The organism is Holdemania filiformis (assembly GCF_003459085.1).
GTDB classification, from domain to species: domain Bacteria; phylum Bacillota_I; class Bacilli_A; order Erysipelotrichales; family Erysipelotrichaceae; genus Holdemania; species Holdemania filiformis.
The window spans coordinates 17,854-36,928 of record NZ_QRUP01000020.1 but is presented as its reverse complement, the minus strand read 5'-3'; the positions used below and the strand labels follow the sequence as shown (position 1 = coordinate 36,928).

The 19,075-nt window shown below is 52.3% G+C and carries 14 protein-coding genes; 12 read left to right on the top strand and 2 right to left on the bottom strand.

Annotation, left to right across the window (positions count from 1 at the left end; all coding sequences use genetic code 11):
• The first annotated feature begins 21 nt into the window (after positions 1-21).
• The 11 genes from rfbA to DWY25_RS13830 all read left to right on the top strand — a co-directional run bounded on the left by rfbA (position 22) and on the right by DWY25_RS13830 (position 14,887).
• Complete coding sequence (gene rfbA / locus DWY25_RS13880) at positions 22-912, top strand: glucose-1-phosphate thymidylyltransferase RfbA (protein WP_117895736.1); 891 nt, start codon at positions 22-24, stop codon at positions 910-912.
• Between the two features lie 10 nt (positions 913-922).
• The gene (locus tag DWY25_RS13875) at positions 923-1,825 is read left to right on the top strand and encodes an NAD-dependent epimerase/dehydratase family protein (RefSeq protein ID WP_117895735.1); all 903 of its coding nucleotides are present in this window, start codon (positions 923-925) and stop codon (positions 1,823-1,825) included.
• Positions 1,822-2,844, top strand: a complete 1,023-nt coding sequence (gene rfbB / locus DWY25_RS13870) for a dTDP-glucose 4,6-dehydratase (RefSeq protein WP_117895734.1) — start codon at positions 1,822-1,824, stop codon at positions 2,842-2,844. The genes DWY25_RS13875 and rfbB overlap by 4 nt, the downstream gene beginning before the upstream one ends.
• Before the next feature lie 12 nt (positions 2,845-2,856).
• On the top strand, positions 2,857-4,041 hold the full coding sequence (gene glf / locus DWY25_RS13865; protein WP_117895733.1) for a UDP-galactopyranose mutase: 1,185 nt from the start codon (positions 2,857-2,859) through the stop codon (positions 4,039-4,041).
• Between the two features lie 231 nt (positions 4,042-4,272).
• The gene (locus tag DWY25_RS13860; protein ID WP_181981839.1) at positions 4,273-5,727 is read left to right on the top strand and encodes an oligosaccharide flippase family protein; all 1,455 of its coding nucleotides are present in this window, start codon (positions 4,273-4,275) and stop codon (positions 5,725-5,727) included.
• Positions 5,720-6,697: a glycosyltransferase family 2 protein gene (locus DWY25_RS13855; protein ID WP_117895731.1), complete on the top strand. Its 978-nt coding sequence runs from the start codon at positions 5,720-5,722 to the stop codon at positions 6,695-6,697. Before DWY25_RS13860 ends, DWY25_RS13855 begins: the two co-directional genes overlap by 8 nt.
• Positions 6,698-6,729: 32 nt before the next feature.
• The gene (locus DWY25_RS13850; RefSeq protein ID WP_181981838.1) at positions 6,730-7,752 is read left to right on the top strand and encodes a glycosyltransferase family 2 protein; all 1,023 of its coding nucleotides are present in this window, start codon (positions 6,730-6,732) and stop codon (positions 7,750-7,752) included.
• Positions 7,753-7,756: 4 nt separating this feature from the next.
• Positions 7,757-10,282 (top strand): YfhO family protein, encoded by a 2,526-nt coding sequence (locus DWY25_RS13845; protein ID WP_117895729.1) that lies wholly within the window; start codon positions 7,757-7,759, stop codon positions 10,280-10,282.
• Positions 10,283-10,313: 31 nt separating this feature from the next.
• Positions 10,314-11,273 (top strand): glycosyltransferase family 2 protein, encoded by a 960-nt coding sequence (locus tag DWY25_RS13840; protein ID WP_181981837.1) that lies wholly within the window; start codon positions 10,314-10,316, stop codon positions 11,271-11,273.
• A 15-nt stretch (positions 11,274-11,288) separates the two neighbouring features.
• Positions 11,289-12,833: a polysaccharide biosynthesis protein gene (locus tag DWY25_RS13835; RefSeq protein ID WP_117895727.1), complete on the top strand. Its 1,545-nt coding sequence runs from the start codon at positions 11,289-11,291 to the stop codon at positions 12,831-12,833.
• Positions 12,830-14,887 (top strand): LamG-like jellyroll fold domain-containing protein, encoded by a 2,058-nt coding sequence (locus DWY25_RS13830; protein WP_117895726.1) that lies wholly within the window; start codon positions 12,830-12,832, stop codon positions 14,885-14,887. Before DWY25_RS13835 ends, DWY25_RS13830 begins: the two co-directional genes overlap by 4 nt.
• A gap of 237 nt (positions 14,888-15,124) precedes the next feature.
• Here the strand turns inward: DWY25_RS13830 and DWY25_RS13825 are convergent, their stop codons facing one another.
• Together DWY25_RS13825 and DWY25_RS13820 are read right to left on the bottom strand one after the other, a co-directional pair.
• Positions 15,125-16,645: an arylsulfotransferase family protein gene (locus tag DWY25_RS13825; RefSeq protein ID WP_181981836.1), complete on the bottom strand. Its 1,521-nt coding sequence runs from the start codon at positions 16,643-16,645 to the stop codon at positions 15,125-15,127.
• A gap of 160 nt (positions 16,646-16,805) precedes the next feature.
• Positions 16,806-17,561, bottom strand: a complete 756-nt coding sequence (locus DWY25_RS13820; RefSeq protein WP_117895724.1) for an alpha/beta hydrolase — start codon at positions 17,559-17,561, stop codon at positions 16,806-16,808.
• Between the two features lie 112 nt (positions 17,562-17,673).
• Here DWY25_RS13820 and DWY25_RS13815 point away from each other — a divergent pair, with 112 nt between their 5' ends.
• A complete protein-coding gene (locus DWY25_RS13815) occupies positions 17,674-19,056 on the top strand; it encodes an NAD(P)/FAD-dependent oxidoreductase (protein ID WP_117895723.1) in 1,383 nt (460 codons plus the stop codon).
• Positions 19,057-19,075: the final 19 nt, after the last annotated feature.

Here is a 19,075-nt window from a genome sequence, read left to right as displayed (position 1 = left end):
AAAGAGTTTGGGAGGAAATCCATGAAAGGAATTATTCTTGCAGGAGGCAGCGGCACCCGTTTGTATCCCCTGACGAAAGTCACATCCAAACAACTGCTGCCCGTCTATGATAAACCGATGATCTATTATCCCCTGTCGACGCTGATGCTGGCAGGAATCCGCGATATCCTGATCATTTCCACACCTCAGGATCTGCCGAATTTCGAACGCCTGCTGGGCGACGGAAGTCAGTTTGGAATTCAGCTATCCTATAAAGTTCAGCCATCGCCCGACGGTTTGGCGCAAGCTTTCGTTCTAGGCGAAGAATTTATCGGTGACGAGGATGTCTGCCTGATTTTGGGAGATAATATATTCCATGGCAACCACTTCAGCGAGATGCTGGAAAGAGCTAAAAATAACAAAGGCCGCGCAACGATCTTTGGACAATACGTCCCGGATCCAGAACGATTCGGCGTCGTTGAATTCGATAAAACCGGAAAAGTCCTTTCTCTGGAAGAAAAACCGGAAACCCCAAAATCAAATTATGCCGTTGTCGGCCTCTATTTCTACGACAACCGCGTCGTTGAATACGCCAAGAACCTGAAGCCTTCAGCCCGCGGCGAATACGAAATTACCGATCTGAATAAAGTCTATCTGGAAAAAGGCGAAATTGACTGCGTCGTTTTTGGCCGCGGCTTTGCCTGGCTGGATACCGGGACGATCAGTTCGCTCGCCCAGGCCAGTGACTTTGTCAAAACCATCGAGGAAGTTCAGGGAATCAAGATCTCGGTTCCTGAAGAGATTGCTTTCTACAATCACTGGATTGACACCGACCAACTGCTGGCTTCCGCCGCTTCTTATGGGAAATCCCCCTATGGCGAACATTTAAGAACGGTCGCTTCCGGAAATTTTGTCACCAGCTACAACAAATAAAGGAGTCGCAATGAAAATCATACTATTAGGCTGCGGCTATTTAGGCTACAATCTCGCTTCTCTGCTGAGTCAGAAAGCAGAAACCGAAATCATCGGGTTACCCAGTCCCTACACGCCGCTGTGTTCCAACTTTAAAGAAATCAACGCCTTTTCGGCTAAAGATCTCGATCAAGTCGATTTTGAAGACGTCGTCGTCATCGATACCATTTCACTGCTCGCCAACAACGCCCGCAGTGAGGATGAGGAAAAAACACTCCGCGGAGTTGAAGAAAAATACGAATTTCTGTTATGTCAGCTGAAGCAGCGCGGCGCGCGGCTGTTTATCTTCATGTCATCAGGGGGTACGGTCTACGGCAATGCCGCAGAACCGATCTGCGAAGACGCGCCGCTGCATCCGATCACCCTTTACGCCCGAAGCAAGACCCGCTGTGAACAGGTGATCCGCCAATCCGGTCTGCCTTATCTGATCCTGCGTCTCGCTAACCCTTACGGCGGGCATCAGACGACGGATAAGAAACAAGGCGTTATCCCGATCCTGATCGAAAAAGCGCTGAGCCACGAAGCCTTTGAAATGTGGGCTTCTCCGCACAGCAGCCGCGATTACATTTATATCGAAGACTTTGCCCAGGCGATCCAGCTGCTTCTTGATCATCAAATCCAGAATGAAATCGTCAACGTCGCTTCGCAAACCGCGACGAGCCTGACGGAGATCCTGGATGAAGTGCAGGAAAAAACCGGCCAGGCGATCGAGATCCGGCATGTCAACAGCGAAGTCCCGGTTGTCGATCAGATTGTCCTCAATATTGAAAAACTGAAACGTCTGACCGGCTTCACAATTCAGACGACGATTCAGGAAGGCATTGTCAAAGAAATCAAACGGATAAAAAAAGAACAAGGGGGAATTCGTAAATGAAGTTTTTAGTCACAGGCGGAGCCGGGTTTATCGGCGGTAATTTCGCTCACTACATGGTCAATACCTATCCGGAAGACCAGATCGTCGTATTAGACCTTCTGACCTATGCGGGCAATCTGGAAACTCTGGAGCCGATCATGGAAAAGCCGAATTTTAAATTTGTAAAAGGCGATATCCGCGATCGCGAGTTGATCGATCACTTGTTTGCCGAAGAAAAATTCGACATGGTCGTTAACTTTGCCGCGGAAACTCATGTCGACCGTTCTGTAGAGGATCCAGAGGTCTTCATCACGACCAATATTCTCGGCACTCAGGTCTTGATGGACGCCTGCCGCAAATACGGCATTCAGCGCTACCATCAGGTCTCGACCGACGAAGTCTACGGCGATCTGCCGTTAGATCGTCCGGATCTGTTCTTCACCGAAGAAACACCGATCCATACCTCCAGCCCTTACAGTGCGGCCAAGGCCGGCGCCGATCTGTTAGTTCAGGCCTATCACCGCACATTTAAGCTGCCGGTAACGATTTCCCGCTGCTCGAACAACTATGGACCTTATCATTTTCCGGAAAAGCTGATTCCTCTGATGATCAGCCGTGCGCTGGCCGATGAAAGTCTGCCGGTGTATGGCGATGGGATGAACGTTCGCGACTGGCTGCACGTCTACGATCACTGCACGGCGATTGATCTGATTCTGCGCAAGGGCCGTGAGGGTGAGGTCTACAACATTGGCGGCCACAATGAAAAGACCAATCTGGAAGTGGTGAAGACGATTCTCGCCGCTTTGAATAAGCCGGAATCACTGATCCACTTCGTCAAGGACCGCCCGGGTCACGATCTGCGCTATGCGATGGATCCGACTAAAATTGAAACGGAACTCGGCTGGAAACCTAAATATACGTTTGAGACCGGCATTCCGCAGACCATCGACTGGTATCTGACGCATCGCGACTGGTGGGAGCACATCCTGCAAGGCGACTATCAGAACTACTACAAAACCATGTATAAGGACAGACCGTAAAAGGAGATCGGAATGAAACCAGAAGTTATTGTTATCGGCGCGGGCTTTGCCGGCAGCGTCATCGCGGAACGCTTTGCCCATGTCGCGGGCAAGCGTGTGCTCGTCCTGGAAAAACGCGCCCATGTCGGCGGCAACATGTACGACTACATCGATGAAAACGGCGTGCGCCGTCACGAATACGGCCCGCATATCTTCCATACCAATTCCCGCGAGGTCGTCGATTACCTCTCCCAGTTTACAGACTGGTATCCTTATCAGCACCGCGTACTCGGCCACATCAACGGCGTCGTTGCACCGATTCCATTCAATCTGACAACGATTGAACGCTCGTTCCCCAAGGAAAAAGCCGAGCGTTTAAAAGCACTGCTGATCAATGAATATGGGATGGAAAAGAAGGTGCCGATCCTGCAGCTCCGCGCCAATGCCAATCCGGAAATTAACGAGCTGGCGGAATACATCTACGAACATGTCTTCAAATACTACACGATGAAACAATGGGGACAGACGCCGGAAGAAATCGATCCGGCGGTCACCGGCCGCGTGCCCGTTCATATCTCCTATGACGACCGCTATTTCCAGGATACCTATCAGATGATGCCGGCGCATGGATTTACCGAAATCTTTGAAAATATGCTGAAAAATGAAAAGATCGAAGTCCGCCTGAAGACCGACGCGAAGTCATGTCTGAAGGTCGATTTGGAAAACAAGCAAATTCTGTTTGAAGGCGAAGTCTTCCAGGGGCCGGTGATCTTCACCGGTGCGATCGATGATCTGCTTGACTATCCGTTAGGCGAGCTGCCGTACCGTTCGCTGGAATTTGATATTCAGAGCCATCCGCATACCTACCAGGAAGCGGCGACCGTCAACTATCCGACCCCGGCCCAGCAGAACGCGTTTACCCGCATCACGGAATACAAACTCCTGATGCAGGCGGAGCAGCAGCCGGAAGCGACGACCATCGCTGTCGAATACCCGCTGACTTACCATCACGATGGGGAAACCGGGAACATCCCGTACTACCCGATCGCCAAAGAAGAATGCCGCCGTCAGTATCAGGCGTATTGCGAGCTGATCCGCGGGATCGACAATCTTCATCTCTTAGGCCGTCTGGCAGAATATCAATACTACAACATGGACGCGATCGTTGCGAAAGCCTTGCAAATGTTCAACAAATTAAACGAAACCTCGCACTCTTAGCAAAGGAAGAACGGATGACGGAAATTCGCTGAACGAAAGCGTTGAGCACGAATCTTCTCGGGGATAGGCGATGAAACAGATTCGCTGAACGAGATCTCAGGCAGCATTGGTTCTGTCCTGATGCAGGATCGATCCCCATCCAAAGGCTCGGAAAAAAGCAAGAAACAGGGAAACTGCGTTTACAATTCGCAGTTTTCTTCTATTCATGCTATACTAAATAAAGGTGATTTTATGGATAAAAAGATACTGCAAAACTATTTCTATAATATTTTATATCAACTGTTAGTCGTTTTGGCGCCGATGATTACGGTGCCGTATGTGACCCGGACGCTGGGCGCGACGATGCTGGGTATCAGCGACTGGACCGGCAGCAATGTCCAGTGGTTCGTGCTGTTTGGAATCATGGGCGTTTCGATCTACGGCAACCGGGAGATCGCGCGCGTCCGCGATGACCAGACCAAGATGTCAAAGACGTTCTTTGAGATTTTCACAATGCAGTTTTTAAGCATGTGCGCCTCCACGCTCGTTTATTTCCTCTACTTGTTTACCGTGCAGGACAGCGTGCGTCTGTACGCGACGATCCAGACGATTTCGCTGTTGTCAGTCGCCCTGGATATCACCTGGTTTTTCTATGGTGTCGAGGATTTCAAAACGGCTTCGATCCGCAACATGATCATCAAGATCCTGGGGATTATCCTGATCTTTGCGTTCGTAAAGAAACCTTCTGATCTGGCGCTGTTCATCGTGATCAACGCCGGCTCCGGCGTGCTGGGCCAGCTGATCATGTGGACCCAGCTGAAGCAATATGTCAAGTGGACGCCGATCCATTTCAAAGATGTGCTCAAGCATTTCAAACCCAATCTCATGCTTTTCATCCCGCAGATCGCGACCAGCGTTTATACGATGCTGGATGTTTCGATGTTAGGCTACTTATACGCCGACGTCAGTCACGTCAGCTTCTATAACCAGGCTCAGCGGTTCATTAAGATGTTCCTGTTTTTCATCACGTCGATCGGCAGCGTCATGCTGCCGCGGATTGCCAACATCCATGCCAAGGGTCAGGATGAGGAAGTGCTGCGATTTTTGCGCACGACGTTAAGGATGGCGCTGTATCTGGCCATTCCGATGATCGCCGGAATCATCTCGCTGATTCCTTATTTTATCGGCTGGTTCCTCGACGACACTTATCAGATCGTGACGCCGCTGATCATCTTTACGACGCCGATCATCCTGTTTATTTCTCTCAGCAACGTCTTCGGTACGCAATACCTTCTGCCGATCGGCCGGACGAAGGAATATACCCGCTCGGTGATCCTCGGGGCTCTGACGAATTTCTGCCTGAATGCCTTACTGATGCCGAAGTTCGGCGCTTTCGGTGCGATCACCGGCTCAGTCATCGCCGAGTTGATGGTGACGTTGACGCAATGGCTGTCGATCCGGGGGCAATTGGATCTGGGCTTTCGCATAAGAGAAGTGACGAAGTATGTCATCGCTTCGCTCGTCATGATGCTTCCCGTTCATTTTATCGGGGAAGCGATGGGTCCGCGGTTTACGACCAATCTCATTCAGATCGCCGCCGGCGTCATCGTGTATTTTGGTCTGCTGACGCTGATGAAGGATGATTTCCACATGAATCTGATCCGCAAAGTGTTAAACCATCGCAAAGGAGAAGCCGCCCATGAGTAAAGTCAGCGTTGTCGTTCCGGTTTATAACGTCGAAGATTATCTGGAAAAATGTCTGGATTCCTTAATTCATCAGACGCTTGAGGAGATTGAGATTCTGTGCGTCGACGATGGATCGACCGATCATTCCAATGAACTGCTCTACATCTATAAGAACCGTGATCCGCGGATTCAGGTGCTGGAAAAACCTAACGGCGGCTTGTCCGATGCACGCAACTATGGCATGAAATTTGCCACATCACCGTATATCCTGTTCGTAGATTCCGATGATTTCCTTGAACCGCAGGCGCTTGAAAAAGCGGCCGCGAAGCTGGATGAAACCGGCGCGGATCTCGTGATATTCGATGTTTATCAATATTTTATGAAAACGCAGACCAAGGAAGTGATTGCCAACCGTTATTCCGGCGATCGCGTTTATACGCTGAAAGAAAATCCGGAAATGATCACGCGCATCCTTAACGCCGCCTGGAACAAGATGTACCGGCGCTCGCTGTTTGAGGACAACGGCATCACCTACCCGTTTGGTTATCTGTACGAGGATCTGGGGACAACCTATAAGCTTCTGTTGAAAGCCAGGTCGATCGCGTTTGTCAATGAGCCGCTGTACGACTACCTCGCCGACCGGCCGGGCAATATCACCCAATCCTTTAATCAGAAGGCTTATCACATTCTGACAATGGCTGAGGAAACGATGAATTACTACCGGCAGGAAGGCGTCTACGACCAATACTATGAAGAACTGAAGTATCTGGCCTGCGTTAACATCATCGAAAACCTGAAGAAGACCCGCACGGTCAAAGACCGGAAGCTGGTCAACGAATACATCGACGCGTGTTTCGCGTTCATTCATAAGAATTTTCCGGACTATCCGGAATGCAAATACCCGATCAACCGCCAGAAAAACGACTGGATCTACATGCGTCCGCAAGTGCTGAAGGGCTATCTGCGCACCCGCAATTGGATCCGCCGGTAAAGCTGGATCGTGAAGTAAAGGAGAAACTGACCATGAGTAAAGTTACGATTATCGTGCCGATTTACAATGTTGAGGAATACGTCGCCAAGTGTCTGGATTCCTTGCTGCGGCAAACCTATTCCGACTATGTGATCTATGCCGTCAACGACGGATCGCCGAAAAATGAACAGCCGATCATCGACCGCTACGCGGCGGCGTATCCGGAGAAAGTCGTCGCCATCCGCAAGGAAAACGGCGGCTATGGTTCCGTTTTGGAAATGGCGATCGCACGGCTGGATTCGGAATATTTCCTCGTCTGCGATCCGGACGATTACTTAGCGGACGACGCGCTGGAAACCCTGGTCGGCTTGGCGGATGCCAACCAGGCGGATCTGGTGATCGGCGCGAAGAATTTCATTTATTCCGACAGCGACGAACAGAAGTACGATCCAGCCTACAACACAAAATTTACGGCGCTGCGGCCAGGCCAGGGGTATGTAAAGGGCACACCGGAATTTGAGAATCTGTTGTTTGTGGATCCCTCGCCGCACGCCAAGCTGTACCGGCGTTCCCTGGCGGCGAACATTCAGTTTCCGCATAAAATCGGCTATACCGATAACCTGTTGTTTTACATCAGTCTGTTAAACGCTGAGAAAGTCGTCTACACCGATAAAGCGCTGGCGTATTATCTGATCGACCGGGCCGGCAACACGATGACCGATCTGAAGCCGCAGGTAATCGACGCGCACGCCCAGGTGTTCTCCACGATTCTGGATCAGGCGGAGCGCTGTTCTGCGGTTCCGGCATTGTTTTACTACCGGATTTTTGAAGCCTATAAATTCTCATTTTATCAGCTGCGGCGGATCAAGGGCACGCCGGCGGAAAAACTGGAACATGCTGAAGTTCTGTACCGGCTGGTTGAAAAGCTGATGCCTCACCGGGCTGCGATCCTGGAAGGGATGACGCGCTTCGGCTACACCGGCAGCCGCGAGCGGATGAAGGATAAGCTGGTTCTGACGGCGGGGGTTTCGCATCCGGTTTACCGCCGCTGGGTGAAATCCTTCGTTAAGGAGTAACGGAATGCGCCGACTGAGATCCGCCCGCCGGCCGTTTTTCGCGTTTCTGGGCGCAGCCGTCCTGCTTTGCGGAATTTTCGCGGCGCTGGGCTTCGTTCCGTTTGGCGGCCGTTCGCTTTTGATCAACGACCTGAACATTCAATATGTCGAATATTTGAAATATCTGCATACGGTCGTCACCGGGCAGAACAGCCTGACTTATGCGCAGGCGGCGGGCATGGGCGGCAGCTTCATCCCGATTTTTTCCTATTACTGCTCCAGTCCGCTGCAGCTGCTTCTGGCCTTGCTGCCTAACGATGCCATTTTGCTTTCCGTCAGTCTGGCGACCCTTCTGAAGCTGAGCCTGAGCTGCGGGACAATGATGTTCTATCTGGAGGATCGTTTTGGTCCGCGCCGGGTTCATGGCTTGTTCGCGCTGGGTTACGCACTGAGCGGTGCAGCGCTGGCGTATTCTCAATGTTTAATGTGGCTGGACGGTTTAATCTGGCTGCCGATGGTGCTGAGCGGCGTCGAACAGATCCTGCGGGGGAAATCGGCCAAGGGATTTACGCTGGCGGTAGCGGCCAGCGTGTTTTCCAATTACTACACGGCGATCATGGGCCTGATGTTTGCCTGTCTGATGGCGTTGACGCGCTATTTCAGTGAGGACCAACACGCGGTTTCATTTGGGACAGTCTTGAAGAAGGGCATACTCGGTATGGCGATCGGCCTGGCTTGCAACGGCTGGCTGCTGATGCCCAGCTTCTTATCCGTGATCAACAACCGGCTTGCCCAGCCCGCGGAGGTGCTGCCGCTTTTCAGCTTCGCCCGGCTGGCAGGATTGAACAATGCGTTTCCAGGTGTGCCGGCTGTGACGCTGGGGCAGGAGATCACGTTTGATTACGCCGGATTGTTGTGTCTGATCCTCGTCTTTTCTTCATTTTTCCAGCGGTTGCGATCAAACCGGAAGAAGCTCGTCGATGGTCTGACGCTGCTTTTCTTTGCGGCGTCGGTGTTCTTCACGCCGTTGTATAAGCTCTGGCATTTTCTGTCGATGCCCTATGGTTTCCCAACTCGGTTCAGCTTTGTGATCGTGTTCTGGCTGATCGCCGCGGCGGCGGACGCGTGGGACACGCGCGACAAGAAGTCGCTGGCCTGCGGGGCGCTTGTAGTCTTGCTTCTGTTGGTCGCGAACGGAACGATGACGCTGCCGGCCAAGCTGATCGCCGGCGGGTTCATCGCAGGGATCACGGCGCTGCTGAGTCTGGGCTTTCAGAAAGCGCTGGCCGTCACCGTCGCCGCCGAGCTGACTTTCGCGGGCGCTGCCACATTCATTTCGCTGGATCGGGATAACGTCTATGACGGCTATGCCTCGGCCCAGACGGTGCTGGACTACCAAAATGAAGTGCGGACCGCCCTGGCAAGCTTTGCGTCTGAGCCGGGCTACCGGATTGAAAATTGGTCGGCGCGCAATCAAAACGAAGGGCTGGGCTATAACTACCCAGGCATCTCGCATTACTCGTCGACCTACGATAAGAAGGTCAGCGATTTCCTGGAACATTACGGCGTCAGCCACCGGATGTTCGGCAGCACCTATCACGGCACGACGCTGGCGCTCGACGCATTTCTGGGCATTCGCTATGTGCTGCGGGAAAAAGGCGCGGTTCACGTCCAGGTCCAGACCGATCATTACCGGAAAATTGCGGAGACTGAAACCTTCGAGGTGCTGGAAAATCCCTACGCGCTGCCGCTGGGATTTGTCATTGACGATCATGATGAGACGCCGGTGCCCCAGACCTATTCGATTGCCGCGCAAAACGAACTGGTCCGGCTGTGCGGCGGCGAACCGCTGATCACGCGGCTGGATGATCCCGATCTGTTTGTGTGGGATGGCGATGAATTGAGCCGCTCGCCGCTGATTGTGGCGAAGCGGCCGGAGGCAGAAACCTCGGTCGCAATCTACACCCAATCCTTGAATAAGGAAGATCCGCTCTATCTTCAGCTGCCTTTTGAAACGGATGAAACATGGTTTCAGCTGTGGATCAATCAGAACTATGCCCAAGACGAGCATACCGGAATCAACGCCGGCGCACTGTATCTGGGCGCCTATCCGCCGGGACAGGATATCCTGATTCAGCTGGTCGTGCGCGATCAGCTGCTGCGCTTAACCCGGGCCGAGGTTTATTCCCTGGACATCTCGGCGTTAGCGCAATGGACACAGAAGCTGCAGAAGCAGGCGGCGCAGGATATTCAGATCCACGGCGCGACGATTACGATGCACGTTCAGGCGGAAGCGGGGCAGCGGCTGCTGACAACGATTCCCTATGATAAAGGCTGGCATGCGGAAATCGACGGGCAGCCGGCGGCGGTCACGCCGTTTCAGAACACGTTCATCGAACTGCCGCTGAGTGAGGGCACCCATGAAATCAAGCTTGTTTTCCGTCCCCGCGGATTGACGCTGGGTCTGGTGATCACCGCCGGCGGTATCCTGACAGCGCTGGCCTGCGCGGGGGCAGAACGAAAAAAACGAACTGTGAAGTCACGATTATGATATACTTATTTCATCAGACAGGAGGAGCGCTGTGGAACCCAAAATTACTGTGATTGTGCCCGTTTACAACGTGGAAAAATACTTGCCGGAATGTCTCGATTCGTTAGCCGGCCAGACCTATAAAAACTTGCAGGTGCTGGTGGTCAACGATGGTTCGACCGATTCCTCCCCGCAGATTATTGAGGACTATGTGCGCCGGTTTCCGGATCGTTTTGCGCAGCTGAATAAACCCAACGGCGGGTTGTCGGACGCCCGCAATTTCGCGATTGGCAAGGCTGAAGGCGAATGGATTGCCTTCCTTGACAGCGACGACTGGGCTGATCCCGAGTATTACGCGAAAATGGCAGACGTCATGGCGCGGGGCGCAGACGTCGTGGTCAGCGATATCGAATATTTTTATGAAAACGGCCAGCCGTCCTGGATCATGCCGGGGCTGAATCCGCATGCCTTCGACAGTCCGGTAAAGCAGGCGTTTCTATCGCCGATGTTCGCCTGGAACAAGCTCTACCGTGCGGATTTTTTCACCCGGAAGCATTACCGCTATCCGCTGGGTACCTGGTATGAGGATATTCCGGTCACGATGCCGATCTTCGCACAATCCCAAACGATCGGAATTCAGCACGAGGCGCGGATTCATTACCGCCAGCGGGAAGGTTCGATCATGTCCGTCACCAAGAGCGAGCGGCTGAAAGAAATCTTTCCGGTCATGAAGCAGGTCCGCGATCAGTTTGCGGAAATGGGCCTCAGCGAACGGTATCATGACGAGCTGGAATATTTACATATTGAGCATCTGCGTCTGTACGGCATGTTCCGCTTTCTGCGCTCGCCGCTGACCAGCGAGCTGAAAGCGATGAGCGACGCCGTGATGGCGGAGTTTTACCCAAACTGGAAAAAGAATCCCTACATCCGCAATTTAGGCTGGAAGGATCAGCTGTTTTTGAAAACCTTCGGCAGTCTGACGCTGCCGCTCTACAAACACGTGATTCATTAAGAGGAGGAGGAGCTTATGCGCACAAAATATTCATTTTACAATTTTTTGGTGAGCCTGATCACCAGCGTCGCTCTTCCGATTTTCGGATTTATCAAGGTGCGGATGTTCATCGACCTGTACGGCAGCGACCTCAACGGTCTGCAGCTGACGATCATGAACGTCATCACCTTTCTGAATGTCTTTGAGCTGAGCTATTCGCTGGCCTTCCGCCAGCTGTTGTTTAAGCCGCTGGCCGAGAACGACCGGGATCGGGTGCTGTCGATCTATAACGGCGCCGTCAAGGTGTTCCGGTTTACCGGCATGGCGGTCTTGGTTGTCGGCGCGCTGACCGCGCTGTTGTTCCCGATGTTCGCTGAATCACCGCTGGGCTATGGCGAAACGGTGACGATGTTTTTAATCCTTTGTGTTCCTTTTGGTTTGTCTTATTTCCTGATGGGACCGAATTTTGTCATCATCGCCGATCAAAAGGAGTACAAAATCAACATCTGGATCCAGACGATCGCCATTTTGCGGATGGTGCTGATGGTCGGCGTCATCCTGCTGAAGCTGCCGTATATTTATATCTTCTTGATCGAGGGCTTGCAGGTGTTCATCGCCAACTTCATCGCCCGCCGGATCGCTTTGAAAAACTATCCGTGGCTGAAGGAAAACAAACAGCTGCCCTATGACGACGCGTTCCAGAAAAACGCCAAGTATACGATTATCCAGCGCCTCTCGACGCTGGCCACAAACAATACGGACAACCTGGTGATTACCTTTTTCATGGGCTACACGATGACCAGCGTCTATGGCTCTTACAGCTATCTGACTGAGTCGGTATCCAAGATCATCAATTCCGCGATCACCTCGCCGATCAACAGCTTCGGCAACCTGTTCAACGATTCCGGCGCGGATTCCTACAGCGTCTTTACGGAGTTCTTTAACTTCGCCGTGTACATCGCGTCGATCATCGGCGTGTGCATCTTCGTTGTGATCGGACGGTTCGTTTTAATCTGGATGAAGATGCGGCCGGAGTATTCGGTAACGATTCTGATTGCCTTCCTGTTTGCGATCAATATTTTCTACATGACGATGCGCGAGCCGATCATCATCTGCCGCGACGCCAACGGTTTGTTCAAAGACGCGAAAAACAATGCTTATTTACTGGCGATCTCCAAGGTCGTCCTGTCGATTGCGCTGATCCAGCCGTTAGGGATCGCAGGCGTGCTGGCAGCGACGATGCTGACGAACTGGACCGTTGATTTCTTATATAATCCGGTTCTGGTCTATAAAAAAGTGTTCCATCTGAATCCGCTGCGCTATTACAAGATGGTGTTTACCCGGTTGGGTGTAGCGATCCTGATCGGCGCTGCGGCGTATGCCGGCTGGCAGACCCAGCAGGCGTTCGTGACGTCCTCGACCTTGCATTTTTTGATGGGGTGTGTTGTCCTGGGATTGATCGTGTTTGTTGTCTTTACGATTGTTTACTGGTTCTCCTACGCCTCCTTCCGCAAACTGATCCAGCGCGGCTGGCGTTTAATCCGGCATAAGATGAACAAGAACAAAGAGGTGCAGGCATGAAGAAAATTATTCAATGGCTGTGCGGCTTTTGTCTGTTAGCGGGATTGCTGAGCGGCTGTCATACCAAGTTTATTCAGGATCAGGTAGAGATCTACGCGCCGGAGGATCCGGAGCTGTTCAGTACCGCGGGAATCGACGCGCAGGGCTATCGCCTGGATGCTCAGACCGAACACCGGGTTTATTCGCAGATTCTGCGCAGTTCCAAGAGCTTTACGATTTCGTTCTGGTTTAAACCGGAAGCGAACTTTGAGTGGACGACCTTGCTTTCGATGGGCCGCGACGACCGGCATGTGATGCAGCTGGCGACTTCCGGCAATCCCACCGGCGAGCGCTGCGGACTGAATTATTCGATTCAGTCGGGAAACAAAGCGTACCGGGTTATCTCTGAGAAGGAAGCAACGGTTGAAACCGGCATCTATAACCATATCGTGCTGACCCAGGAGGGCAACACGGTCACGCTGTATCTCAACGGCGAGGAAACCGCGTCGGGCAATGTGGCCAAGCAGGTGAAACAGCTGCGGACAGACGAGCTGATCCTTGGCAAAAGTTTGATCTACAACGATCCGCAGGCGGAAGGCACGTTTCAGGATTTCCAGATTATCAACCAGGCCTGGACCGCCGAGGAGGTCCAGGCGGAGTTTGACCGTTTCTATCCGAAAGCTGTGCTGGATACGTTCCATTTCAGCAATCAGGACGATCTGACCGGCAATCTCTGGTTTGCCGAGAATCCGGTGCGTGATCTGTATTTCAGCTGGTCCAGCGATAAGCCGGAGATCATTACGGATCAAGGCAAGCTGACAAAACCGACGGCGGTGCAGGGCGATCAGGAAGTGACGATCACCGCGAAGGTGGAACATAAAGGGCAGACCTTTACCAAGGATTTCAAATTTGCGGTGCTGGCCGATTCGCCGAAGACGCGTTTAAAGCGTGATCAGATCGCCGTGAATAACGACTTCCAGCCGCTGATGAATGAAAACGACGTGCTGCCGGTTGCGGCAGAAAATGGCTCACAGCTCGAATGGACGGTGCTGTCGGGCGGGATTGAACTGCAGGAAAACCGGATTGTTAAAACCACGGCTTCGGAAAAGGTTAACGCCCGGCTGCAGGTCACAATCCGGCAGGGAGAGTTGAGCGAAACAATCGAACGCGACGTTGTCGTACTCGATGCGTTTACTGGGTATGTGCTTTCCTATTTTAACGGCGAGCTGGGCGAGGAGCGCGGCAAGCTGGCTTACAGCCGTGACGGGCTGCATTGGACTGATTTGAATCTGGGGGAAGCCGTGCTGACGTCCGAGCTGGGCAACGGCCGGATCCGCGATCCATTTATCGGCCGGGATCGAGATGGAAATTTTGTGCTGCTGGCGACGGAGGGATTTGACAATCCGGATATTTATCTCTGGCGCAGTTCGGATTTAGTGACGTTTACCGATCATCAGCTGGTGCCGGTTTCACTGTGGGATCCGTTCTTAAAGATGAGCGGAACCCGTGCCTGGGCTCCGGAAATGAGCTATGACCCGGAACAGGATCTGTATTACATTTATTTCTCCGATCCGACGGAGAAGGATGAAAGCGCGCTGTATTATGTGACGACGCGGGATTTCGAACATTACAGCTATCCGGGCAATTTCTTTAAACCGGGCTATACTGTGATCGATGGAACGGTACTGCAGGCGCAGGGAAAATACTGGTTGTTCTATAAGGATGAACGGAAAGCGGCGCAGACGATTTATTACGCGTCGACGGACGCGCTGTCCAAGCTGTTCGGCGAAGCTTACGATCAGGAATTCCTGTTTCCGCTGCGGTTTATGGAAGGCCCGTTCGTCTTCCCTGTCAATGGCGAAGATCAATATTATCTGTACGAGGACTATTACCCGTACGGAACCTTCCACGTCGCACAGTTCTCAACGCTGGGCGAAGACAGTGATCTGCGCTGGCTGGAAGAATCGGAATATACGCTGCCGAATGAGGATGTCCGGCATGGTTCGGCCACGCCGGTGACAGAGCAGGAATTACAGCGGCTACTTCAAGCCTATCCGCCAGCCTTAATCGATTAAAGGGACAAAAAGTCAGGAAGAGAAGGAGTCCACTTCTTTACCTGGCTTTTTAATATGAAAAAACTGGAAGCATTGACGAAAGGTTCTTACTCGGATTTGGGCAAAAATAAAAAGGGCAGGCAAGATATAACGCTTTATCTTACCTGCTTCTTTGTATGGAAATTCTATTCCTACCCTAAACCGAGTAAGAACCTGACGAAACTCCCAGTCCTTTACTTTGGATATCGCCGCAAACCGCTACTTGAACTTCACAACCCGGTAGCTGTATTGTCCATACGCCGGGATCATTTCCGCGATGACTTCCCGGTTCTCAAAATCGATCTCGCTCATTAAGGAATGGACGCTGCCCGTGCCCCAGCCGATCACATAGGTGTCCGCTTCGGTCTTCATCACCGAGCCGGTCGCAAACGAATATTTCCCCGCAACGATCATTTCCTGAAACGATGTCACGGATCGATTCTTTTCATTCAGCTTGAATTCCAGAATCCGCGTCTGTTCGTTGGCGTTGCCGTTGTCAAACAGAAGCAGTGTTCCCGCATCCGTCAGCTTGGCATAATGCTGGCGGGAGAAAAGCTGTTCCTCAGTTAATTCGAAATCATCGCCCAGACCGCCTAAAGTCCACAGAATCTCGCCGGTCTTCCGATCAATCTTTAAAACCTCGTCCAGATTGCGGAACGAAGCGATCACATTGCCGTCGCTCGGATCGACGCACAGACTGTTGATATGCGCGTAATCCGCGGCATAATAGAGATCATTCGTGTTGGTATAGTCGTTGTTTTCCACAGATTGTTTTAACAAGGCCGGATAATCGCAGCTGCACCACTCAAAGATGACCTCGTCATCCTGGATTTCCTGAATCAGCGCCGCCTTGATCCGGACATACCGTCCTTCGCTGGACATCCATATATTCTGATCCACAGAACCGGTGATCAGATAATGATTCTCACCCAGCATCAGGAATTCATGATTTTCACACATCCCGCCCGTAGGCAGCGCATCTGAAGGCAGGAGTTCAACCTGTTTAATCCGCTGATATTGATCATCCAGGATGTTGACATGACCATATTGCACGCCCATATATAACAGATGATCGGAAACGTTCGCCGTCGGTTCAAAGAAGGAATAATAGGTGACGCCGTCAAGTTCATGCTTTTGAAAGTTCATGACTGAACCGCTCTTATTATAAAATCCGCGGTAGTAGTACAACAGCTGCCCGTCGTTATCCATTTTAAAGATGTAGGAATCGCCGTCGTCATTCATCAGATCGCCGTAGTAATCTCCTTCGCTGAGGCTGTGACCTGTGAACTGCACTGCCGGAAAGCTGTCCGGCAGCGTTTGAACGGTGACGTTGCGTCGGCAGTCTCCTTTACGGATCGTCAGCGTGGCGGTTGTCTGCGGACTGAGCTGATCCACTTCGATCGCGGCCGGGGACGTCAGCTTCTGACCATTCCAGCTGAGCTGAAGATCCCGGTCGCTTGTCGTCCAGGTCAGGATGTTCGCCGTTTCACGGCTTAACGACAGTGGCGCGGCAATCGGGGCAGTTTGGGAGAGATCCAGTGAGAGCGGCAGACCGTTGATCTGAATTTCCAGGTCGCTGGTCGTCAACAGATCGCCGAGATGACTGCCGTCGGCGCTGATGCTGACAGCGCAGCCCGCGGCTTCCTCGGAAGAAAAGCCCAGGACGGCGAAGAAAATCAAAGCAATCCCCAGCAATCCCCAGGGTAAAAGACGAAGCAAGTCAGAACGATTCCATTTCATGCACATTCACCTCATGGGATTATTATAAAAGAGAATCATGGAATTTGTGTGAAGAATGTCATAAAAATGTAATAATTTTGAAATAATTAATAAAAAGAAGCCGGATTTTCTCAGTCAGCCCGAAGGACAGACTTTGAGAAAACCCGGCTTTATTCCCTGCTCAGCAGGATGAAGCTTCCGTGCTTTCCGGCATCGGCGTCTCGCTGCGGAGGACGATCTGATCCTCCAGATACAGCCGGATCAAAGCAAGCACTTCCGGGCACACGCCTTCATCCTCAAATAAGACATGATGGCCATTCTCAATGATGAACATCTGCTTCTGAGCCGAGGGCATTTTGGCAAAGGCGATCCGGGAGCTTTGCGGGGAGACGATGCCGTCCTGGGATCCGTGGATTAACAGCACCGGACAGGAAATCCGCGAAGCGTAAGGCCGGAACTGAACGACAACGTCGATCAGCGTCTGAAAGAAATTTGCGGGCAGACCGTTGAAGTTGGCGATCTCCTGCGGCGATTCCAGGTGCGTGAAATGCGTGATCAACGACGCCAGGATATTCCCGGTGTTTTTCAGATTGATCAAGTCGAAGGCCGGCGCGGTTAAGATCAGCTTTTCCACCGGCAGCAGCGTGGCGATCCAGCTGGCAATGACGCCGCCCATAGAAAATCCGCCGAGAATTACCTTTCTTTGTTTGAGCAGTTCCTTCTCCACGACATGCAGCGCCCGGTTCGCCCATAGAATTCCGTTGGAATCCTTGGGATCCTCAGGATCGAAAAGCTCGGGCATTAAAATATCATAATCATTTTCAAACGCCTTTTGGAAAGCCTCCAGCTCGCCTGTCCGTTTTCTTCCAAAGCCATGCAGGAAGATGATGACCGGCCGCTTGGCGCGCGTTCCTTTCAGCGGGTTTTCAAGAATCATTTTGTTTCCTCCAATTTTGTCCTATTATATCATACAAACATTGGGAATCCTTCTTTTTTGTGATAAAATGAAGGACGGGAAAAGGTCTTTAACAGAAAGGCAGGAATAAGGGTTGAACTGTAACAACAAGTATGATGTCGTCATCATCGGCGGCGGCATCGGCGGACTGATGTGCGCTTATCGTATTGCCGAGCGGGATCCGGAAGCGTCGGTTCTGCTTCTGGAACGGGGATTGGATTTAGAGCATCGGCAGTGCCCGATCATTTCCGGAAAGGCGGATAAATGCCTGAAATGTGAACCGTGCGCAGTGATGGAAGGCATCGCCGGAGCGGGCGCATTCTCCGATGGCAAGTATATCATTTCAACGGAATACGGCGGATGGCTGCCGGATTTCATGGAACCGGCCAAGGTCATGGATTATATTGAACAGGCGGATCAGGTGCTGATGCGCTTCGGGGCGCAGAAGGAACGGTTTGTGCCGAATGATGAATTAAAGCAGCTTTGTCTGCGCTACGATCTGCATATGCAGCAGGCGCAGCTGAAGCATCTGGGGACGGATGCCAACCTGAAGACGATGCAGCGCTTAGTCGACGATCTGAAGCAGCGCGTTCAGATTGAAACGCTGTGCACCGTCACGGATGTCAACAAGGAAACCCATGAGGTCTTCTTCACTCACCGCGGCAAGCAATACAGCGTTATCGGCGATAAGGTGGTCTTTGCGGTTGGCCGGGCTGGCAGCCGGGTTTTCCTGGATTGGTGCAAGCGCAACGGCGTGGCCTGCGCGAACAATCAGGTCGATATCGGCGTGCGCGTTGAATTGCCTGCGATGGTATGGGAACATTTCTCTAAGAAAATTTACGAACCGAAGATCCTGTATCGCTCGAAGGCGTATGGCGATACGACGCGGATGTTCTGCTTCAATGAGCGCGGCTTGGTCGTCACGGAGAATACCGACGGGGTACTGACGGTCAACGGTCATGCGTACAAGGAACTGGACCGCAAGACAGACAACTCCAACTTCGCTTTGCTTTGCACGATCCGGTTTACCGAACCGTTTAACGATCCGATCGATTACGCCCGCTACGTCGCGTCGCTGGCGAATAAGATTTCCGGCGGCAGCGTGCTCGTCCAGCGCTTAGGCGATCTGGAAAGCGGCCGGCGTACCGATGAGAAACGCTTGAAGCAGTCGACGGTCAGACCGACGCTGAACGCTGTGCCGGGCGATCTGAGCCTGTGTATGCCGAAGCGCCAGCTCGACAACATCATTGAAACGCTGCACGCGCTCGATAAAGTCGCGCCGGGCACCGCTAACTATGATACGCTGCTGTACGGCGTGGAATGCAAGTATTACTCCGCCCGTCCGGACTGCGTTGACTTTGAGATCAAAGACTGCCCGGGAATTTACGCTTTGGGCGACGGCGCAGGCTTTACCCGCTCATTGTCCCAGGCGGCGGCCAACGGACTGATCATCGGCGAAATTTTGACTAAAAAATAAATCAATTCCATTGCCGAAG

Coding starts and splice junctions, on each gene's coding strand:
- rfbB (WP_117895734.1), top strand. CDS start 1,822: ATGAAGTTTTTAGTCACAGGCGGAGCCGGGTTTATCGGCGGTAATTTC.
- DWY25_RS13820 (WP_117895724.1), bottom strand. CDS start 17,561: ATGATTCTTGAAAACCCGCTGAAAGGAACGCGCGCCAAGCGGCCGGTC.
- DWY25_RS13845 (WP_117895729.1), top strand. CDS start 7,757: ATGCGCCGACTGAGATCCGCCCGCCGGCCGTTTTTCGCGTTTCTGGGC.
- DWY25_RS13825 (WP_181981836.1), bottom strand. CDS start 16,645: ATGAAATGGAATCGTTCTGACTTGCTTCGTCTTTTACCCTGGGGATTG.
- glf (WP_117895733.1), top strand. CDS start 2,857: ATGAAACCAGAAGTTATTGTTATCGGCGCGGGCTTTGCCGGCAGCGTC.
- rfbA (WP_117895736.1), top strand. CDS start 22: ATGAAAGGAATTATTCTTGCAGGAGGCAGCGGCACCCGTTTGTATCCC.
- DWY25_RS13830 (WP_117895726.1), top strand. CDS start 12,830: ATGAAGAAAATTATTCAATGGCTGTGCGGCTTTTGTCTGTTAGCGGGA.
- DWY25_RS13850 (WP_181981838.1), top strand. CDS start 6,730: ATGAGTAAAGTTACGATTATCGTGCCGATTTACAATGTTGAGGAATAC.
- DWY25_RS13855 (WP_117895731.1), top strand. CDS start 5,720: ATGAGTAAAGTCAGCGTTGTCGTTCCGGTTTATAACGTCGAAGATTAT.
- DWY25_RS13875 (WP_117895735.1), top strand. CDS start 923: ATGAAAATCATACTATTAGGCTGCGGCTATTTAGGCTACAATCTCGCT.
- DWY25_RS13835 (WP_117895727.1), top strand. CDS start 11,289: ATGCGCACAAAATATTCATTTTACAATTTTTTGGTGAGCCTGATCACC.
- DWY25_RS13860 (WP_181981839.1), top strand. CDS start 4,273: ATGGATAAAAAGATACTGCAAAACTATTTCTATAATATTTTATATCAA.